This window comes from Nissabacter archeti, from assembly GCF_018257325.1.
Classification (GTDB): Bacteria; Pseudomonadota; Gammaproteobacteria; order Enterobacterales; family Enterobacteriaceae; genus Chimaeribacter; species Chimaeribacter arupi.
The window spans coordinates 17,042-30,568 of sequence record NZ_JAERKB010000014.1 but is presented as its reverse complement, the minus strand read 5'-3'; the positions used below and the strand labels follow the sequence as shown (position 1 = coordinate 30,568).

General features: G+C 61.1%; 12 protein-coding genes. 7 read left to right on the top strand and 5 right to left on the bottom strand.

From position 1 onward, the window contains the following. Positions 1–16: 16 nt before the first annotated feature. The 3 genes from JK232_RS22960 (at position 17) to JK232_RS18485 (ending at position 3,480) form a co-directional block, all read left to right on the top strand. Positions 17–145 carry a hypothetical protein gene (locus JK232_RS22960; RefSeq protein ID WP_276327358.1) on the top strand — a complete coding sequence of 43 codons (129 nt, stop codon included), beginning with the start codon at positions 17–19 and terminating at the stop codon, positions 143–145. Positions 146–298: 153 nt separating this feature from the next. Continuing rightward, a complete protein-coding gene (gene katE, locus JK232_RS18490) occupies positions 299–2,575 on the top strand; it encodes a catalase HPII (RefSeq protein ID WP_101834133.1) in 2,277 nt (758 codons plus the stop codon). Positions 2,576–2,625: 50 nt separating this feature from the next. Then, positions 2,626–3,480: an SDR family oxidoreductase gene (locus tag JK232_RS18485; protein WP_072929882.1), complete on the top strand. Its 855-nt coding sequence runs from the start codon at positions 2,626–2,628 to the stop codon at positions 3,478–3,480. Between the two features lie 67 nt (positions 3,481–3,547). Here JK232_RS18485 and JK232_RS18480 read toward each other — a convergent pair whose 3' ends face one another. Then, complete coding sequence (locus tag JK232_RS18480) at positions 3,548–4,354, bottom strand: hypothetical protein (RefSeq protein ID WP_072929884.1); 807 nt, start codon at positions 4,352–4,354, stop codon at positions 3,548–3,550. Positions 4,355–4,746: 392 nt separating this feature from the next. Between JK232_RS18480 and nadE the strand changes: the two genes are divergently transcribed. Together nadE and JK232_RS18470 are read left to right on the top strand one after the other, a co-directional pair. Beyond that, positions 4,747–5,577 carry an ammonia-dependent NAD(+) synthetase gene (nadE, locus tag JK232_RS18475; protein ID WP_072929886.1) on the top strand — a complete coding sequence of 277 codons (831 nt, stop codon included), beginning with the start codon at positions 4,747–4,749 and terminating at the stop codon, positions 5,575–5,577. 117 nt (positions 5,578–5,694) lie between these two features. Further along, positions 5,695–6,915: a multidrug effflux MFS transporter gene (locus JK232_RS18470; RefSeq protein WP_212589564.1), complete on the top strand. Its 1,221-nt coding sequence runs from the start codon at positions 5,695–5,697 to the stop codon at positions 6,913–6,915. Positions 6,916–6,945: 30 nt separating this feature from the next. Here the strand turns inward: JK232_RS18470 and dadX are convergent, their stop codons facing one another. The 3 genes from dadX to JK232_RS18455 all read right to left on the bottom strand — a co-directional run bounded on the left by dadX (position 6,946) and on the right by JK232_RS18455 (position 9,877). After that, a complete protein-coding gene (dadX, locus tag JK232_RS18465) occupies positions 6,946–8,019 on the bottom strand; it encodes a catabolic alanine racemase DadX (RefSeq protein ID WP_072929889.1) in 1,074 nt (357 codons plus the stop codon). A gap of 81 nt (positions 8,020–8,100) precedes the next feature. Next, a complete protein-coding gene (locus JK232_RS18460; protein ID WP_072929891.1) occupies positions 8,101–9,405 on the bottom strand; it encodes a D-amino acid dehydrogenase in 1,305 nt (434 codons plus the stop codon). A 103-nt stretch (positions 9,406–9,508) separates the two neighbouring features. Further along, positions 9,509–9,877 (bottom strand): hypothetical protein, encoded by a 369-nt coding sequence (locus JK232_RS18455; RefSeq protein WP_212589563.1) that lies wholly within the window; start codon positions 9,875–9,877, stop codon positions 9,509–9,511. A gap of 109 nt (positions 9,878–9,986) precedes the next feature. Here JK232_RS18455 and JK232_RS18450 point away from each other — a divergent pair, with 109 nt between their 5' ends. Then, the gene (locus tag JK232_RS18450; RefSeq protein WP_394853970.1) at positions 9,987–11,516 is read left to right on the top strand and encodes a SpoVR family protein; all 1,530 of its coding nucleotides are present in this window, start codon (positions 9,987–9,989) and stop codon (positions 11,514–11,516) included. A 69-nt stretch (positions 11,517–11,585) separates the two neighbouring features. Here JK232_RS18450 and fadR read toward each other — a convergent pair whose 3' ends face one another. Beyond that, a complete protein-coding gene (gene fadR / locus JK232_RS18445) occupies positions 11,586–12,308 on the bottom strand; it encodes a fatty acid metabolism transcriptional regulator FadR (protein ID WP_072929897.1) in 723 nt (240 codons plus the stop codon). Positions 12,309–12,589: 281 nt separating this feature from the next. On the opposite strand from fadR, the gene dsbB reads away from it, so the two are divergent. Beyond that, on the top strand, positions 12,590–13,120 hold the full coding sequence (gene dsbB, locus JK232_RS18440) for a disulfide bond formation protein DsbB (protein ID WP_072929899.1): 531 nt from the start codon (positions 12,590–12,592) through the stop codon (positions 13,118–13,120). Positions 13,121–13,527 lie beyond the last annotated feature (407 nt).

The following is a 13,527-nucleotide window of genomic DNA, read 5'->3' as shown; positions in this document are numbered from 1 at the left end:
GCGCAAGGTGGCGGCCATGAAACAGGTGAAGAGCGGGCATCTGGCCCTGAAGGAACCCGGCAATACTGCCGGTCAGCGGCGTATCGGGGGGAGCGGCGTGAAAAAAGGTGAACGGTCAGAAAGCAGGCCGGGCGAGCCGGGATAAGGGTGATTAAAAATTAACCATACCTATAAGATAACATGATTTGTCCGAGAATTCCGGTTAAGTGGGCATGATGTCCTATAGTTAGTGGTTGCACCATCTGAAGGTCACCCAAAAGCTCAATGATAAGAGCGTCGCCCCGAGGAGTATTGCTCAATGTCGAAAATAACAGGTCATCAGACAACCCTGAAAACCGCCTCTCACCCGGCCCCGGCCACGGACGGCAAAGCTGCCCAGCCCGGCCTGGGAGATCTTGCCCCGGCAGATAATTCGCATCAGCCCTCCCCTGCACCGACACCGCCCGGCAAGGAACCGACTGCCCCCGGCAGCCAGAAAAGCCCGGACATCCACAACGCCAAGATCGATGCGCTGGAGATCCACCGCAAGCAAGGGGCCAACCAGCCGCTGACCACCGACCACGGCACCAAAATTGCCAACGACCAGAACTCCCTGCGCGCCGGCGTCCGCGGCCCGACGCTGCTCGAAGATTTCATTATGCGGGAGAAGATCACCCACTTTGACCACGAGCGTATCCCGGAGCGCATCGTGCATGCGCGCGGCTCGGCGGCCCACGGTTACTTCCAGCCCTACCGCTCAATGAGTGACGTCACCAAAGCCGCCTTTTTGCAGGACCCGGCGAAACAGACCCCGGTTTATGTGCGCTTCTCCACGGTGCAGGGGTCACGCGGTTCGGCCGATACCGTGCGTGACATCCGCGGCTTTGCCACCAAGTTTTATACCGACGAGGGCAACTACGACCTGGTCGGCAACAATACCCCGGTGTTCTTTATCCAGGACGCCCATAAATTCCCGGACTTTGTCCACGCGGTAAAACCGGAACCGCACAATGAGATGCCGCAGGGTGCCAGCGCCCACGACACCTTCTGGGATTACGTCTCGCTCCAGCCGGAGACGCTGCATAACGTCTTCTGGGCGATGTCTGACCGCGGCATCCCGCGCAGCTACCGCACCATGGAAGGGTTCGGCATCCACACCTTCCGCTTTATCAATGCCGAGGGGAAATCGACCTTCGTGCGTTTCCACTGGAAACCGCTGGCGGGCAAAGCCTCGCTGCTGTGGGATGAGGCGCAGAAACTGGCCGGTAAAGACAGCGATTTCCACCGCCGTGACCTGTGGGAGTCGATTGAGGCCGGGGACTACCCGGAATATGAGCTGGGCGTGCAGCTGATCCCGGAAGAGGATGAGTTCAAGTTCGATTTCGACTTGCTCGACGCCACCAAACTGATCCCTGAGGCGCTGGTGCCGGTGGAGATCATCGGCAAGATGGTGCTGAACCGTAACCCGGACAACTTCCACGCCGAGACCGAGCAGGTGGCCTTCCACCCCGGCCACGTGGTGCCCGGCATCGACTTCACCAATGACCCGCTGTTGCAGGGGCGGCTGTTCTCCTACACCGATACCCAGATCAGCCGCCTGGGCGGGCCGAACTTCCATGAGATCCCGATTAACCGGCCGGTCTGCCCGTACCACAACTTCCAGCGTGACGGCATGCACCGGATGGACATCGACACCAACCCGGCCAGCTACGAGCCGAACTCCATCAACAACAACTGGCCGCGCGAAACCCCGCCGGCAGCCTCGGGCGGCGGGTTTGAGAGCCACTACGAGCGCATCGACGGCCATAAAGTGCGCGAACGCAGTGAATCCTTCGCGGATTACTACTCGCAGCCGCGCCTGTTCTGGATGAGCCAGACGCCGGTGGAGCAGGAGCACATCATCGGGGCGTTTTCCTTTGAACTGAGCAAGGTGGGCCGCACCTATATCCGTGAGCGGGTGGTGGATCTGCTGGCACGCGTGGACATCAACCTGGCGGAAGAGGTCGGTAAAAACCTCGGCTTCCGGCTGCCGGATGACGCGAAAAAATACCCGCTGCCGCACAGCGTCAACGGCCTGCAAAAGGATGAGACCCTGAGCCTCTATGCCACCGGGGACGGTGTGCTGAAAGGGCGTTGCGTGGCGGTGATGCTGAGTGACGGCGTACACGCGGCGGACGTGCTGGAGATCCTCCAGGCGCTGAAAACCGAGGGGGTTCACCCGAAACTGCTGGCCCGCCATATGGGCGAAGTGCTGGCGGATGACGGCTCCTCCGTGCCGGTGGACGGCACCTTCAGCAACACGCCGTCGGTGACGGTGGATGCGGTGCTGGTGCCGAACGGCAACATCGACTCGCTGCTGCTGGACGGCGACGCCCGCCACTTCCTGCTGGAAGCGTACAAGCACCTGAAAGTGATTGGCCTGAGCGGTGACGCCTCCCGCGTCAAACCGCTGCTCGGCATTGATGACAGCGCCACGGAAGAAGGCATTGCGGAAGGGGCCAAAGCCGAAGGGGTGCTGCTGCAAACCTTCCTCGACGCCCTGGAACAGCACCGCATCTGGTCACGCAGCACCAAGGCCGCCGCCGTCCCGGCCTGATTGTTACCGGGGAGGCACGCCCTCCCCGTTTATTTCTTTAAGGAGGAACCATGAGCGAACAGACCCTGCCCAAACAGCACCAGGACCAGCAACCCGGCCGCGAGGCCCCGATGGAGCCGAAACCACTGTATGACGATCCGGACTACTGCGCCGCGGGCAAGCTGAAGGAGAAAGTGGCGCTGGTCACCGGCGGCGACAGCGGCATCGGCCGCGCCGTGACCATTGCTTACGCCAAAGAGGGGGCGAAGGTCGCGATTGTTTACCTGGAGGAGGATGAGGACGCCCGCGAAACCCAGCGCCTGGCGGCCCAGTATGGCCCGGAGCCGCTGCTGATACGCGGTGATCTCGGCGATCAGGCATTTGCCACGGAGGCCGTGGAGAAAACCGCGGCCCATTTCGGTGGGCTGGATGTGCTGGTGAACATTGCCGGGGAGCAGCACCCGCAAGAGACGCCGGAAGAGATCAGTGCAGAACAGCTGGAGAAAACCTTCCGCACTAACTTCTTCTCGATGGTTTACCTGGTGCAGGCAGCGCTGAAGCACCTGCCGGAGGGCGGCGCGATCATCAACACCAGCTCCATTACCGCCTTCCGCGGCAACCCGACCCTGATTGATTACTCCTCCACCAAAGGGGCGATCACCGCCTTTACCCGCTCGCTCTCCACCAACCTGCTGGAGCGCGGCATCCGCGTCAATTCTGTGGCCCCCGGCCCGATCTGGACGCCGCTTATCCCGTCCACCTTTGATGAGGATCACGTCTCGAAATTTGGCCTGGAGACGCCGATGAAACGCCCCGGCCAACCTTCGGAACTGGCGGCGGCCTATGTTTACCTGGCCTGCAAAGACGCCTCGTACGTCAGCGGCCAGACTCTCCACATCAACGGCGGCGTCGTGATCAACGGGTAACCCCCGGACGGCTGACGCAGGCATAAAAAAAGCCGGGCGCGTTGCCCGGCTTTTTTGTGGCCGCAAATTATGGAATGCGGTTTTTCAGGGCCTCGTCCTGCTCATCCTCTTTGCGCTCGCGCTCGGCCAGCGCCTCAAAGGCCGTGGCGGTGGCCGGGTCAAACAGCGACAGCGTCTCGATCTGGTTCAGCATGATCACCTTACGGAAATAGAGCGCAGAAACCGGTTCTGAGGTGGGCGTAATACCGTGCTGCTGGTAGTAACTGGCGTAGTTATGCTCGACTTGCATCTTCTGGGTTTCCGGGTCGCGGTAGCCGCTGACCATCGGGATCAGCACGACGTTGTCCGTGGTGCCGCTTTCGCAGCGCAGGGTATGCACCATGCCGATGTAGACGCGGCGCGAGCGCAGCGTGACAAATACCAGATCGCCCTGGTCCATACACTGATAAAGCAGCCCTTCCACGCCGTTGGAGCGGGTCAGTTGCTGGTAGAGGCTTTTGCGCCCGGCCGGGTCAAGCTGCATATTGCGCGACCAGGAGGTGCAGGAGAGGCACAACAGCACCGACACCGCCAGCATGATCACCACCGGGGCCTGGATGCCTAAGAAACTCCACATAATGAAGTCCCGTTGCAGCTGGAGGTCATGCCCGATAATCCACGGGAACTGGTTCATCAGCCCGGAGAAGCCCCACAGCACCAGGTAGACGATGGCGATCACCAACAGCCCCTGCAACACGAAAATACAGCCGTACAACGCCACCACAAAATAGACGTCCCAGCCAAAGGTGCGCTTGAGTTTGAAACGCGAGGAGACATCGCGGGTGGTGTACCAGTAGCCGCACACCATCAATACCATAAAAATTGCCGTTGCCATCAGTACGCGCCCTCCCCGTTGCCGGCGCGAACCGGTGAGTCAAATGGCGCGGGTAACGCTCTCTGCATAAATCCTCCTTGTTATCAGGTTGTCTGGCCCCATCATGGGCGATCGTGTCATCACCCCTCAGTGAGACGCCGGAAACCGGCCGGGGTTGCCCCGGATTAATCCGGAAATGGCCGCCCTCCACGGGCCGGCCCCGGTTAAGCATAGCTAACTGTCTGGATAAACGGCGGATTTTCTGCTCAATGCGCACGCGCTCAACCGCCTGACACGCGATCACGCCTTGTCCTTTATCCCCCGCCGGGGTAGTTTTATCTCCGGGATGAATGATTTTATGTCTAGAATTAACAGAGATATCCGCAGTTAACCGGCACTCAGGAGGCGTGGCAATGGCATTGCAACAAGAGATTATTGAGGCACTCAAGGTAAAACCACAGATTGACGCGCAGGAGGAGATCCGCCGCAGCGTTGACTTCCTGAAGGAATATCTTCAGGCTAACCCGGCGCTGCGCACGCTGGTGCTGGGCATCAGCGGCGGCCAGGACTCTACCCTGACCGGCAAACTCAGCCAGATGGCCATCACCGAGCTGCGTGAGGAAACCGGCGACAACAGCTACGAATTCATCGGCGTGCGCCTGCCGTACGGCAACCAGGCGGATGAAGCCGATTGCCAGGACGCCATCGCCTTTATCCAGCCCAACCGCGTGCTGACGGTGAACATCAAGGAATCGGTGGTCGCCAGTGAAGCCGCCCTGCGCAAGGCCGGCATTGAGCTGTCCGACTTTGTCAAAGGCAATGAAAAAGCGCGTGAGCGGATGAAAGCGCAATACAGCATCGCCGGGATGACGCGCGGGCTGGTGGTAGGCACTGACCACGCAGCCGAGGCCGTTACCGGGTTCTACACCAAATACGGCGACGGCGGCACGGACATCAACCCGATTTTCCGCCTTAATAAGCGCCAGGGTAAGGCGCTGCTGGCGGCGCTGGGCTGCCCGGAGCACCTGTACAAGAAAGTGCCGACGGCGGACCTGGAAGAGGATCGCCCCGGCCTGCCGGATGAAGTGGCGCTGGGCGTGACCTACGAGATGATCGACGACTACCTGGAAGGCAAACCGGCGGAGCCGAAGGTGGCGGAGATTATTGAACGCTGGTACACCCGCACCGAACACAAGCGTCAGTTGCCGGTCACGGTATTTGACGACTTCTGGAAAACAACGTAAGCGCACGGTGCCGCCGCCCGGCACCCTCCCGCTCTGTGATTGACGCGCCGCCTGTTAGGCGGCGCGTTTCTTTTGCCGGTTACGGCACGATCGTCATGAGGATGTTACTCGTACACTATGCGAACCTTTTTACTGCTGTTGCTTTCTATTGTCTTGCTTGGCCCTCTGGGCATTGATCTCTACCTGCCGACCATCCCTGCCATTGCTGCCGGGCTGGGCAGCCCGCAGGCGGTGATCCAGGCGACGATTTCCCTGTTTATCCTGGTGCTGGGTGCCGGGCAGCTGGTGGCCGGGCCACTGGTGGACAACTACGGCCGCAAACCGGTGGCGCTGGCCGGGATTGCCCTTTATCTGGCCGGGGCGGTATTGGCGGCGCTCTCCGTCAGCCCGGCGATGTTTATTGCCTCGCGCCTGGTGCAGGGGCTGGCGGTCTGCTGTACCGCCGTGGTGGCGTTCAGCGGCATCCGTGACCGCATGAACGGCGAAGAGGCCGCCCGCGCCTTTGGTTTCCTCAACGGTACGCTGAACATTGTGCCGGCGATGGCCCCGCTGCTGGGCGGCTTGCTGGCCGAGGCCTTTGGCTGGCGCGCGCCCTTCTGGTTCCTGGCCGGTTATGCCGCCGTGGTGTTTGTGGTGATCGCCACGCTGCTGCCGGAAACCCGCCCGGCAGACACCCAGCCGGTGCGCGGCCTGCCGTTGCGGCAATACGGTGCCATCCTGCGCGATCACCGCTTCCGTACCTTCAGCCTGGTGAACGCCGGGGCGATGGGCATGGCGCTGACCTATGTGTCGCTCGCCCCCACGGTGCTGATGGGCACCGGCGGGCTGTCGCCGCTGCACTTTTCGCTGGCGTTCGGGGCCAACGGCTTCTGGATTTTGTTTGTGAGTTTCTTTGCCAACCGCGTGATCCATAAACTCGGCCGCCCGGTCTGCCTGGCTGTCGGCAGCCTGCTGATGCTGCTGGGCGCTCTGGGGCTGGTGGCAGGGGTGCTGCTGTTGCCGCAGGCGGTGCAGCCGCACTGGTGGGTCTATATGCTGCCGGTGGCCGCGGCCTGTGCCGGGCTGGCGTTTATGATGGGCCCGGCCACCAGCTACGCGCTGGAGCCGTACGGCAGTGAGGCCGGGGTTGCCTCGGCGCTGGTGGGCTTTGTGCAGATGGCGGGAGGCTCGGTGCTGGGGCTGGCGGCGATGGCGCTGCCGCTGTCACCCAAGCTGTCGCTGGCGGTGATGATGCTGGCGGGTTGCCTGCTGGCGCTGCGTGCGCGCCTGCTGAGCAAGCAGTTGCGCGGTACCCTGACCTCCCTGAATAAAAACACCTCCCCAGATCAGGGCGCGTAACCGCGCCCTCTCCCTCAGCGGGTGCCTGCGTCAGTTTTCGTAGCGGAAAGGCACCCGCGCCGTCACCGCCGTCAGCAGTTCATAACCTAATGTCCCGGCGGCGGCGGCCACCTCATCCACCGGCAATTGCGCCCCCCACAGCTCGACCGGCGTGCCGATCCCGGCCTGCGGGCACGGGGTGAGATCCACCGCCAGCATATCCATCGAGACGCGCCCCAGCGTGCGGGTCATCACGCCGCCCACGCAGACCGGGGTGCCGGTCGGGGCATGGCGCGGGTAACCGTCCGCGTAGCCGCAGGCCACCACACCCATGCGTTGCGGGCCGGCGGCAGTGTACGTCGCGCCATAGCCGACGCGGTCACCGGCGCGTAACTGCTGGAGGCCGATAATCTCACTGGTGAGGCTCATGCCCGCTTTCAGCCCGGCCGGGGCGATATCCTGCGCCACGCCGCTCGGTGACGCCCCATACAGGATGATGCCCGGCCGCACGGCCGCGTGGTGGGTGTGCGGGTGCCAGAGGGTGGCGGCTGAATTGGCGAGGCAGCGCGGCAGCGGCACCTCTGCCCCCACCCGCTCAATCACCGCGTACTGCTGGTTGACGCCCTCCGGGCCGTCGGCCACGGCGAAATGGCTCATCAGCGTTATCGTGCCGACCTGCGGCAACGCCCTGAGTTGCTGCCAGGCGGCGGTGAGCTGTTCCGGCGGGAAGCCGAGGCGGTTCATGCCGCTGTTCAGCTTCAGGTAGACGTCGATCGGCGCATCCGGCCGGGCGGCGGCCAGCGCCTCAATCTGCCAGGCGCTGTGCACGGCGGTGGTGAGCCGGTAACGGTCCAGCAGCGCCAGATCCCCGGCATGGAAAAACCCTTCCAGCAGCAGGATCGGCCCCTGCCAGCCCGCCTCGCGCAGGGTGACGGCCTCTTCATAGTTGAGCAGCGCATAGCCGTCGGCCTGATCAAACGCCTGCCACATCCGTTGCAGGCCGTGGCCATACGCATTGGCTTTCACCACCGCCCAGAGGTGGGCGGACGGGGCGTGGCGGCGCACGGCGGACAGATTATGGCGCAGGGCATCAAGGTGCACGGTGGCAACGATAGGACGGGGCATGGCAAAGCTCTCGGTTAACACTGCTCAATGAATAAAAGGGCGTACATCGCCGCGCGCGGGCACGCGCGGCAGGGTGCCGGTTCAGCTGACCGGGTGGATGCGCGGGCGGCCGTGGGCCGGGCTGGCCGCAAAGCCCTGCTGGTAACGCGCCACCGAGAGATCCTCATACGGGATAGCCGGGGTCACGCCGGAGATGATGTCCGCCAGCAACTGGCCGGAGCCGCAGGCCATCGTCCAGCCCAGGGTGCCGTGGCCGGTGTTGAGGTAGAGGTTTTTCAGCGGGGTTTTGCCGACGATGGGCGTGCCGTCCGGCGTCATCGGCCGCAGGCCGGTCCAGAAGGTGGCCTGCTCCACGTTGCCGCCGTGCGGGTAGAGGTCTTTCACCACCATTTCCAGCGTGTCGCGCCGCGCCTGCGCCAGCCCGGTGTTGAAGCCGACAATCTCCGCCATGCCGCCGACGCGGATGCGGTTATCAAAGCGGGTAATGGCGATTTTGTAAGTTTCATCCAGCACGGTGGAGTGCGGCGCGCCCGCCGGGTCAGTGATCGGGATGGTCAGCGAGTACCCTTTCAGCGGGTAAACCGGGATAGACACCAGCCCTTCCAGCAACGCCGTGGAATAGGAACCAAACGCCACCACATAGCTGTCGGCGGTGAGGGTTTCATTGCCGCACTGCACGCCGCGCAGGCTGTTTCCCTCCACCAGCAGGCGATCCACACTGCGGTTAAACAGGAAGGTGACCCCGGCCTGCTTCGCCATCTCCGCCAGCTGGCGGGTAAAGAGCTGGCAATCCCCGGTTTCGTCATTCGGCAGGCGCAGGCCGCCGGTCAGCTTGTGCGCCACCCCGGCCAGCGCCGGTTCCACGCCGGCAAGCTGGGCGGATTCCAGCAACTGGTACGGCACCCCGGCGTCCTGCAATACCGCGATATCTTTGGCGGCATTCTCATACTGCTGGGCGGTGCGGAACAGTTGCAGCGTGCCGCCCTGCCGCCCCTCGTAGCGGATGCCGGTGTCACGGCGCAGGGCTTTGAGGCAGTCGCGGCTGTATTCGGACAGGCGCACCATGCGCCCTTTGTTGGTCTGGTAGTGGCGCATGTCACAGTTACGCAGCATCTGCCACATCCAGCGCAGCTGGAAGCTGCTGCCGTCCAGGCGGATGGCCAGCGGCGCGTGGCGCTGGAACATCCATTTGACGGCCTTGAGCGGCACGCCGGGGGCAGCCCAGGGTGCGGCATAACCGGGGGAGATCTGGCCTGCGTTACCGGCGCTGGTCTCTTCTGCCGGGCCGGGCTGGCGATCCACCACCGTGACGTCATGCCCTGCTTTCGCCAGATACCAGGCGCTGGCCACGCCCACTACGCCACTTCCCAATACCAAAACCCGCATAGCGACTCCACCTCAAGGTATTAAAAGCACAATCTTCTGTTAACGTTAAATTAACCCAACAGAAATGACCGTCCAACAATATCCGCAATAGTCGTGATAATTTTCACAAATATTTATCCTTTATCCCCCGGTTTTTTTCAATAGGCGCAACGAAATAGCGATAAGATCCCGTGAACTGCCCATTCAGGCAGAAAAAAGCCCGCATTTTGACAGCAATGACAGCATTGCTGTCGACAAACAGATCGCCATGCGCCGCCCCCTCTTTCGCCACATATCGTGCCTGAACAGGCCGTTTATCGCAGACGAAAATCCTGTGCTTATCCGTTAATCCCTCACACTTCGCAGCAAAGAGGCTGGGCACCCCGCCGGCAGAGGGCGTAGGATAGGCTCTGGCCCGTCCGGGTGCGGGCTGCCGCGCCGTGGGTGCCGCCGCTGCCGCCGCACTAAATGGCTGCTTTTGCACGGCAATCACGCCCCGGCGCGCCGGTTTAGCGGCAGGCGGCCTGCCCGATGCATAAAGTTTGAGCTACGATTGATAGGAGGCCGGAACGATCAGGCCTGACAACAATGAGGGTGCGCTGATGACTATGACGCAAGAGCAGATTAAGCAGGAACGCCTGAGTGATGGCCCGGACTGGACGTTTGAACTGCTCCAGACTTATCTCGAGCAGATTGACCGGGTAGCCAAACATTACCGGCTGGATACCTACCCGCATCAGATTGAGGTGATTACCTCTGAGCAGATGATGGACGCCTACTCCAGCATCGGGATGCCGATCAACTATACCCACTGGTCGTTCGGCAAAAAATTCATCGAGACAGAACAGCGCTACAAACATGGCCAGCAGGGGCTGGCGTATGAGATCGTGATTAACTCCGATCCGTGCATCGCTTACCTGATGGAAGAGAACACCATGACCATGCAGGCGCTGGTGATGGCCCACGCCTGCTACGGCCACAACTCCTTCTTCAAAAACAACTACCTGTTCCGCAGCTGGACCGATGCCGGTTCCATCGTCGATTACCTGCTGTTTGCCCGCCACTACATCAGTGAGTGCGAGGAGCGTTACGGCGCGGTGGAGGTGGAGAAGCTGCTCGACTCCTGCCACGCGCTGATGAACTACGGCGTTGACCGCTACAAACGGCCGCAGAAAGTCTCCCTGCAGGAGGAGCGCGCCCGGCAGAAAAGCCGTGAGGAGTACCTGCAAAGCCAGGTGAATTCACTGTGGAAAACCCTGCCGCGCCGTGAGCGTGAGGAAGTGCCGGAAGTGGCGCGCCGCTTCCCGGCCGAGCCGCAGGAGAATTTACTCTACTTTATGGAGAAGAATGCGCCGCTGCTGGAGCCGTGGCAGCGTGAGGTGCTGCGCATCGTGCGTAAAATCAGCCAGTATTTCTACCCGCAGAAACAGACACAGGTGATGAACGAAGGCTGGGCGACTTTCTGGCACTACACCATCCTTAACCACATGTATGACGAGGGGCTGGTGACGGAGCGCTTTATGCTGGAGTTCCTGCACAGCCACACCAACGTGGTCTACCAGCCGCCCTACAACAGCCCTTATTACAGCGGCATCAACCCTTATGCACTGGGCTTCGCGATGTTCCAGGACATCAAGCGGATCTGCCAGAACCCCACCGAGGAAGACCGCTACTGGTTCCCGGACATCGCCGGGTCTGACTGGCTCGACACGCTGCATTTTGCGATGCGTGACTTCAAGGACGAGAGCTTTATCAGCCAGTTCCTGTCGCCAAAAGTGATGCGTGATTTCCGCCTGTTCACCGTGCTGGATGATGACCACAACAACTTCCTGGAGATCTCGGCGATCCACAACGAAGAGGGCTACCGCGCCATCCGCCAGGAGCTGTCGGCGCAGTACAACCTCAGCAACCACGAGCCGAACATCCAGGTCTGGAACGTTGACCTGCGCGGTGACCGCTCGCTGACGCTGCGTTACATCCCGCATGAGCGCGCGCCGCTGGACAAGAGCCGCCGCGAGGTGATGAAACATATCCATCGCCTGTGGGGCTTTGATGTCTATATGGAGCAGAAAAGCGAAGACGGCAGCATCGAATTGCTGGAGCGCTGCCCGGCACGCACCACACCGCTGTGAGCCGGCTGCGCGCGGCATAAAAAAAGGCACCCTGGGGGTGCCTTTTTGCTGCGCTGTTTGCCTGGCGGCTCAGCGGCGGGTTTCGGTGGTCAGCGTGCTTGGCATGGTGCCCTGCATACTGTGCCAGATCGCCCCGCTCTCTTTGCCGTAGTTACGCACACACTCCATCACCTGATCGTAGAGTTTGTCCTGGCTCAGCTCGGCCAGCCGGGCATAAAACGCCAGCGCCAGTTTGCGCGCATCCGGGTTGGAGAAGTAGTAACGGCCGACCCGCATATACAGCCCGCGCAGCCCGTTCAGGATCAGGCCGTAAATCGGGTTGCCGGAGGCAAAGGCCAGCCCGCGGAAGATGCCGTAATCCAGCTCGCTGAAGGCGTCAGCGTGGTCATCAACGTGACCGGCCTGCGCCAGGATCTCCAGCGTCTTTTCCGGGTGCTGGCGCACGGCGGTGCGGATAAAGATCGAGGCGATATTGGTGCGCACCGCCAGCAGGTTATCAATCAGTTGCGGCACGCTGTCATGATCCAGCCGTGCCAGCGTCTCAAGGATGTTCAGCCCGGAGGTTTCCCAGAAATTATTGACCCTGGTCGGTTTGCCGTGCTGAATGGTCAGCCAGCCATCACGGGCCAGGCGTTGCAGAACTTCACGCAGCGTGGTGCGGGTCACCCCGATCAACTCTGATAACTCACGCTCCGCGGGCAAAATAGAGCCAGGGGGGAAGCGATTATTCCAGATACTTTCGATAATGTACTCTTCCGCGAAACCGGCAGGACTTTGCGCCTTAATAACCATGTGTTTAACGTTCCGTAGCGACGAATGTAAGCCATAAAATTCAGCTCATCATACCAGACGTCTTTAGCAGGTTATAGCACCAAAAGCTAACATTCAGGTAACCTGCGCAGCCATTGCCCGATTTTGTGCGGCCAGCCCCGCTTTCCGTGGCGCGCCCTCCTGCCCCTCCCGCACGGCTATGTCCCCCCGCTTTTTACGCATATTTGCTTTGCGGTAGCTGGCAGCGCCGCTGAATTGGTTTACACTGCCGCTCAGGCATTTACTGCAGGGATAAACTCGATATGTTGCAATTTCTTAACCAATGCTCACGCGGGCGCGGTGCCTGGTTACTGCTGGCACTGACGGCGTTGGCCCTGGAGCTGGCCGCGCTCTATTTTCAGCATGTGATGCTGCTGAAACCCTGCGTCATGTGCATTTATGAGCGCTGCGCCCTGCTGGGGGTTTTCTTCGCCGGGGTGGTGGGTGCGCTGGCCCCGGCCACGCCGTTGCGTTATGTGGCGCTGCTCGGCTGGATTTACAGCGCCTGGGAAGGGCTGCGCCTCTCCTGGGAGCATACGATGATCCAGCTGCACCCGTCCCCGTTCACCACCTGTGATTTTGCCGCCCGCTTCCCCAGCTGGCTGCCGCTGGACAAATGGGTGCCGGGCATGTTTGTCGCCACCGGCGACTGCGCGGAGAAACAGTGGGAATTTTTGTCACTCGGTATGCCGCAATGGCTGGTGGTCATTTCGGCGGGCTACCTGCTGGTCGCGCTGCTGGTGCTGCTGGCCCAGTTCTTCCGGCCGCGTAAACGTGACCTTTTTGGCCGCTAAGCCCCAAAAACAGCACAATGACGGCACCCTATGGGTGCCGTTTTTGTTACGGCTGTTTTTCGCCCTGCTGGGCGCTGATTCACTCAGCCTATTAAATCAATAGTGTGAACCGATTTACGCCCCACCGGGCAATATGCGATTGTAGTGCCAGACAACCAGAACACGCGATGTCTGCACCACACCAGGTTTTAAAAAAAGCAGTACCATAAAAACAATAACCCGCCGATGAGCGGGTTTTTACTTTTATTTCTGCCCGGTCAGCCTATTTTTGGCCGGAATGGGCAAAAAAAAGCCGGAATTTTCCTAAAAGACTTTTATTTTCAAAAGGTTATTGATTTAAAAATGACATGCGTTATTATTTCGCAGTGATTATTACCCCTTTTGATAATCACGCTATAGGAGCCTCT

Excerpts from the sequence above, each read along its gene's own strand:
- JK232_RS22960 (WP_276327358.1), top strand. The coding sequence starts at position 17 with ATGAAACAGGTGAAGAGCGGGCATCTGGCCCTGAAGGAACCCGGCAAT.
- katE (WP_101834133.1), top strand. The coding sequence starts at position 299 with ATGTCGAAAATAACAGGTCATCAGACAACCCTGAAAACCGCCTCTCAC.
- JK232_RS18485 (WP_072929882.1), top strand. The coding sequence starts at position 2,626 with ATGAGCGAACAGACCCTGCCCAAACAGCACCAGGACCAGCAACCCGGC.
- JK232_RS18480 (WP_072929884.1), bottom strand. The coding sequence starts at position 4,354 with ATGGCAACGGCAATTTTTATGGTATTGATGGTGTGCGGCTACTGGTAC.
- nadE (WP_072929886.1), top strand. The coding sequence starts at position 4,747 with ATGGCATTGCAACAAGAGATTATTGAGGCACTCAAGGTAAAACCACAG.
- JK232_RS18470 (WP_212589564.1), top strand. The coding sequence starts at position 5,695 with ATGCGAACCTTTTTACTGCTGTTGCTTTCTATTGTCTTGCTTGGCCCT.
- dadX (WP_072929889.1), bottom strand. The coding sequence starts at position 8,019 with ATGCCCCGTCCTATCGTTGCCACCGTGCACCTTGATGCCCTGCGCCAT.
- JK232_RS18460 (WP_072929891.1), bottom strand. The coding sequence starts at position 9,405 with ATGCGGGTTTTGGTATTGGGAAGTGGCGTAGTGGGCGTGGCCAGCGCC.
- JK232_RS18450 (WP_394853970.1), top strand. The coding sequence starts at position 9,987 with ATGACTATGACGCAAGAGCAGATTAAGCAGGAACGCCTGAGTGATGGC.
- fadR (WP_072929897.1), bottom strand. The coding sequence starts at position 12,308 with ATGGTTATTAAGGCGCAAAGTCCTGCCGGTTTCGCGGAAGAGTACATT.
- dsbB (WP_072929899.1), top strand. The coding sequence starts at position 12,590 with ATGTTGCAATTTCTTAACCAATGCTCACGCGGGCGCGGTGCCTGGTTA.